Source organism: Achromobacter veterisilvae, from assembly GCF_900496975.1.
GTDB lineage: Bacteria > Pseudomonadota > Gammaproteobacteria > Burkholderiales > Burkholderiaceae_B > Achromobacter > Achromobacter veterisilvae.
The window spans coordinates 1-4,411 of record NZ_UFQC01000085.1; the positions used below are offsets into that span (position 1 = coordinate 1).

4 protein-coding genes are annotated in these 4,411 nt (G+C 65.2%); 2 read left to right on the plus strand and 2 right to left on the minus strand.

Translation table 11 applies throughout. The features are described from left to right. Positions 1–294 precede the first annotated feature (294 nt). Together AVE30378_RS32320 and AVE30378_RS32325 are read left to right on the plus strand one after the other, a co-directional pair. A complete protein-coding gene (locus tag AVE30378_RS32320; protein ID WP_129247266.1) occupies positions 295–846 on the plus strand; it encodes an REP-associated tyrosine transposase in 552 nt (183 codons plus the stop codon). Positions 847–1,265: 419 nt separating this feature from the next. Then, positions 1,266–1,460 (plus strand): YjfB family protein, encoded by a 195-nt coding sequence (locus AVE30378_RS32325; protein WP_129247268.1) that lies wholly within the window; start codon positions 1,266–1,268, stop codon positions 1,458–1,460. A 105-nt stretch (positions 1,461–1,565) separates the two neighbouring features. Here the strand turns inward: AVE30378_RS32325 and lpdA are convergent, their stop codons facing one another. Then, positions 1,566–3,383, minus strand: coding sequence for a dihydrolipoyl dehydrogenase (gene lpdA / locus AVE30378_RS32330; RefSeq protein WP_129247271.1), 1,818 nt, complete (start codon positions 3,381–3,383; stop codon positions 1,566–1,568). Positions 3,384–3,395: 12 nt separating this feature from the next. Next, the coding region (locus AVE30378_RS32335; protein WP_165360362.1) for a dihydrolipoyllysine-residue acetyltransferase at positions 3,396–4,411 on the minus strand (1,016 nt) is incomplete at its 5' end.

Here is a 4,411-nt window from a genome sequence, read left to right on the forward strand (position 1 = left end):
GGCGGTTTCTCGCTGGTGTCTGACACCCGGGAAGACCGCTACGGTTCGTGGCGATCGCCCGTAAGGGTGTCAGACACCGGACACCGCCGCCATTTCCATCTGCGTGACTGCGGACGCGAGCACGCGTTCAGTGTCTGACACCCTTACGGGGAAACGCATCAATCCGCGATGGTGTTACCGGGTGTCAGACACCCGCCCGCCGCTTCAGCATGCTGAAAACATCCCTCCCTTCCTCCACGCCCGGCGCCGAACGCATATCCTGAAACGCCATTCAGCTTATACGCGTGCGCAGCCATGGCAAGACCTCCCCGCATTCTCATCGCCCATCAACCCCACCATGTCGTGCAGCGCGGCCATCGGCGGCAGGCCGTGTTCGATGGCCCGGCTGCCTATCGTGCTTATCTGCGCGATCTGCATACCTATCGCACGGCATTGGGCGTCGCCCTGCACGCTTGGTGCCTGATGCCCAACCATGTGCATTTGCTGCTGACGCCGGGCGACGATCCGCGGACGGTATCCGTGTTGATGCAGCGCCTGGCAAGGCGAGCGACGCGGCGCTGGAATGTTCGCCAGGAAACTGGCGGCTCGCTGTGGGAGGCGCGATTCAAGTCGCGGGTGATCGACGCCGAGCGGTATTTGCTGGAATGCTGTCGGTACATTGAAATGAATCCGGTGCGGGCGAAGCTGGCGGAGTCTGCCGCGGCGTATCCTTGGTCGAGTTATCGGGTGAGGATGGGTTGGGGGAATGGGGGGGAACTGGATCTGCATGAGTTGTATCTGGCGATGGGGATGGATGCAGAGGCTCGGCGGAGGGCTTATGAGGAGTGGTGCCGGGAGGTGGTTTGAGGGGGATGGATGGCTGTGGCTGATGGGTGTCAGACACCCGTGAAGGACAGCCGCGAATTGAAGCTGGGTCTCATTGGGTGTCTGACACCTGGGCCGATGAGAACGGTCGGCTGGGGCTCATGGGGTGTCTGACACCTGGGCTGATGGGAACGGTCGGCTGGGGCTCATGGGTGTCAGACACCCGTAGAAGGCAGCCGCGAATTGAAGCTGTGTCTCATGGGGTGTCTGACACCTGGGCTGATGGGAACGGTCGGCTGTCGTTCATGGGTGTCGGACACCCGGGGACAGCGGTGTGGATTGAGGGCTGTCTCGTAGGGGTGTCAGACACCTGGCTCACTTGGCTTTGCGTCGCACTGTCAATGTGCGCAATAATTGCGGACCGGCGTGTGCCGGGCTTTACGCATTGGGATTGCCTGAACATGGACGCTTCGATCAGCAGCACCGTCAATACCGCCCTGGCTTTGCAGGATGCGAATCTCGCTCAGGAGATCCAGGCGCGGGTATTGAAAAAGGCACTGAACGCCCAGGCGGATACCGCGCTGACGCTGATGCAGTCGCTGCCCGTGCTGGCGGTGGATGCCACCTTGGGTTCGCGTATCGACACGCACGCCTGACCGCGCGGCTCGGCGCCTGCGACACGGCAGGCCGAAAAAAAGCGCCGGTCCCTGTGAACAGGGCCGGCGCTTTTGCTTTGCGTCGGGCAGCGGACCGCCCGGCGTTTACTTCTTCTTCATCGGCGGCAGGTCGGTGCAGACGCCTTCGGCGACTTCCGCGGCCATGCCCACCGATTCACCCAGGGTCGGGTGCGGGTGGATGGTCTTGGCGATGTCGACGACGTCCGCGCCCATTTCCACGGCCAGGCACAATTCGCTGATCAGGTCGCCGGCGTGGGTACCCACGATGCCGCCGCCCAGGATGCGGTGCGTTTCCGCGTCGAAGATCAGCTTGGTGAAGCCTTCGTCGCGGCCATTGGCGATGGCGCGGCCGGAGGCGGCCCAGGGGAACACGCCCTTCTCGACCTTGATGCCCTGCTTCTTGGCTTCGTCTTCGGTCAGTCCGACCCAGGCCACTTCCGGATCGGTGTAGGCCACCGACGGGATGACGCGGGCGTCGAAGAAGGACTTCTGGCCGGCGGCGGCCTCGGCCGCCACGTGGCCTTCATGCACCGCCTTGTGCGCCAGCATGGGCTGGCCGACGATGTCGCCGATGGCGTAGATGTGCGGCACGTTGGTGCGCATCTGGCGGTCGACCTCGATGAAGCCGCGGTCGGTCACGGCGATGCCGGCGCGGTCGGCGCCGATCTTCTTGCCGTTGGGGCTGCGGCCCACGGCCTGGAGCACCAGGTCGTAGCGCTGCGGTTCCTTGGGAGCGCCCTCGCCTTCGAAGGTGACGTAGATGCCGTCCTTCCTGGCTTCGGCGCCCACCGTCTTGGTCTTCAACATGATGTTGTCGAAGCGGCCGGTGTTCTTCTTCTGCCAGACCTTGACCAGGTCGCGGTCGGCGCCCTGCATCAGGCCGTCCAGCATTTCCACGACGTCCAGGCGCGCGCCCAGCGTGGAATACACCGTGCCCATTTCCAGGCCGATGATGCCGCCGCCGATGATGAGCATCTTCTTGGGGATCTCGCGCAGCAGCAAGGCGCCGGTGGAGTCGACGATGCGGTCGTCCTGGGGCAGGAACGGCAGCTTCACCGACTGGCTGCCGGCGGCGATGATGGCCTGCTTGAAGCGCAGCGTCTGGCTCTTGCCGTCGGCCGACTTGACCGTCAGGTGGTTGGGGTCGGCGAATTCGCCCACGCCGTGCACCACGGTGACCTTGCGCGCCTTGGCCATGCCGGCCAGGCCGCCGGTCAGCTTGGCGACCACGCTGTCCTTGTAGCCGCGCAGCTTGTCCAGGTCGATCTTGGGCTCGCCGAAGCTGATGCCGTGGGCGGCCAGCTCGCGGGCTTCATCGATGATGGCGGCGTTGTGCAGCAGGGCCTTGGACGGAATGCAGCCCACGTTCAGGCAGACCCCGCCCAGGGTGTCGTAGCGTTCGACCAGGACCACGGACAGGCCCAGGTCGGCGGCGCGGAAGGCGGCGGAATAGCCGCCGGGGCCGGCGCCCAGGACCAGCACGTCGTATTCGGCGTCGGCGGAGCCTTTGAAGGTCGAGGAGGGGGGAGCTTCGGTTTTCTTCTGGGTGTCGGACACCGGGGCTTCCGAGGCTTTCTTCTGGGTGTCAGACACCTGGCTGCCGGCAGCTTGGGGCGCTGTCTTCGCTTGGGTGTCTGACACCTGGGCCGCTGCGGTCTCGCCCGCGGCTTCCACTTCCAGCACGACCGCGCCTTCGGCGACCTTGTCGCCTACCTTCACGTTGATGGACTTCACCACGCCGCCCTGCGACGCGGGGATTTCCATCGAGGCCTTGTCGGATTCGACGGTGATCAGGCTTTGCTCGGCCTTGATCGTGTCGCCCACCGCCACCAGCACCTCGATGACTTCCACTTCCTTGAAGTCGCCGATGTCGGGCACTTTGATTTGAACGGTATTGCTCATGGGGCTCCCCGTTTACAGCGCGATGCGGCGGAAGTCGGCCAGCAAGGCGCCCAGATAGGCGTTGAAGCGGGCAGCGGACGCGCCGTCGATGACGCGGTGGTCATAGGACAGCGACAGCGGCACGATCAGTCGCGGCACGAACTGCTTGCCGTCCCACACGGGCTTGTGCGAGGAGCGCGACACTCCCAGGATGGCCACTTCAGGCGCGTTGATGATCGGCGTGAACGAGGTGCCGCCGATGCCGCCCAAGGACGAGATCGAGAAGCAGCCGCCCTGCATTTCGGCGGGCGAGATCTTGCCGTCGCGCGCCTTCTTGGACAGTTCGGTCATTTCCTGCGCGATCTGCAGGATGCCCTTCTTGTCGGCGTCGCGGATCACCGGCACTACCAGCCCGTTGGGCGTGTCGGCGGCGAAGCCGATGTGGTAGTACTGCTTGAGCACCAGATTGTCGCCGTCCAGCGAAGCATTGAACTCGGGGAACTTCTTCAGGGCCGCGACCACGGCCTTGATCAGGAAGGCCAGCATCGTGACCTTGATGCCGGACTTCTCGTTTTCCTTGTTCAGCGTGACGCGCAGCGCTTCCAGGTCGGTGATGTCCGCTTCGTCGTTGTTGGTGACGTGCGGGATCATGACCCAGTTGCGGTGCAGGTTCGCGCCGGAGATCTTCTTGATGCGCGACAGCGGCTTGGCTTCGATCGGGCCGAACTTGGTGAAGTCGATCTTCGGCCAAGGCAAGAGGCCCAGCGCGGCGCCATCGGCCGAACCGCCCGCGGCGGCGGCCGTCGTGCCGGTGGCCAGCGCCTGCTTGACGAAACCGCGCACGTCGTCGGCGGTGATGCGGTCCTTGGGACCCGAGCCCTTGACCTTGCTGAGGTTCACGCCCAGTTCGCGCGCGAACTTGCGCACCGACGGCGAGGCATGCGGCAGTTGGCCGGGCTTGAGGCCGGCGTCTTCGAGCGCGGCGGTGGGAGCCGGGCGCTGCGCGGGCGCGGCCGGCGCCGGCGCGGCTTCGGTCCTGGCCGCGGGCG

What these genes read in the sequence shown, in the direction of transcription:
- AVE30378_RS32320 (WP_129247266.1), top strand. Translation starts at nt 295, where the DNA reads ATGGCAAGACCTCCCCGCATTCTCATCGCCCATCAACCCCACCATGTC.
- AVE30378_RS32325 (WP_129247268.1), top strand. Translation starts at nt 1,266, where the DNA reads ATGGACGCTTCGATCAGCAGCACCGTCAATACCGCCCTGGCTTTGCAG.
- lpdA (WP_129247271.1), bottom strand. Translation starts at nt 3,383, where the DNA reads ATGAGCAATACCGTTCAAATCAAAGTGCCCGACATCGGCGACTTCAAG.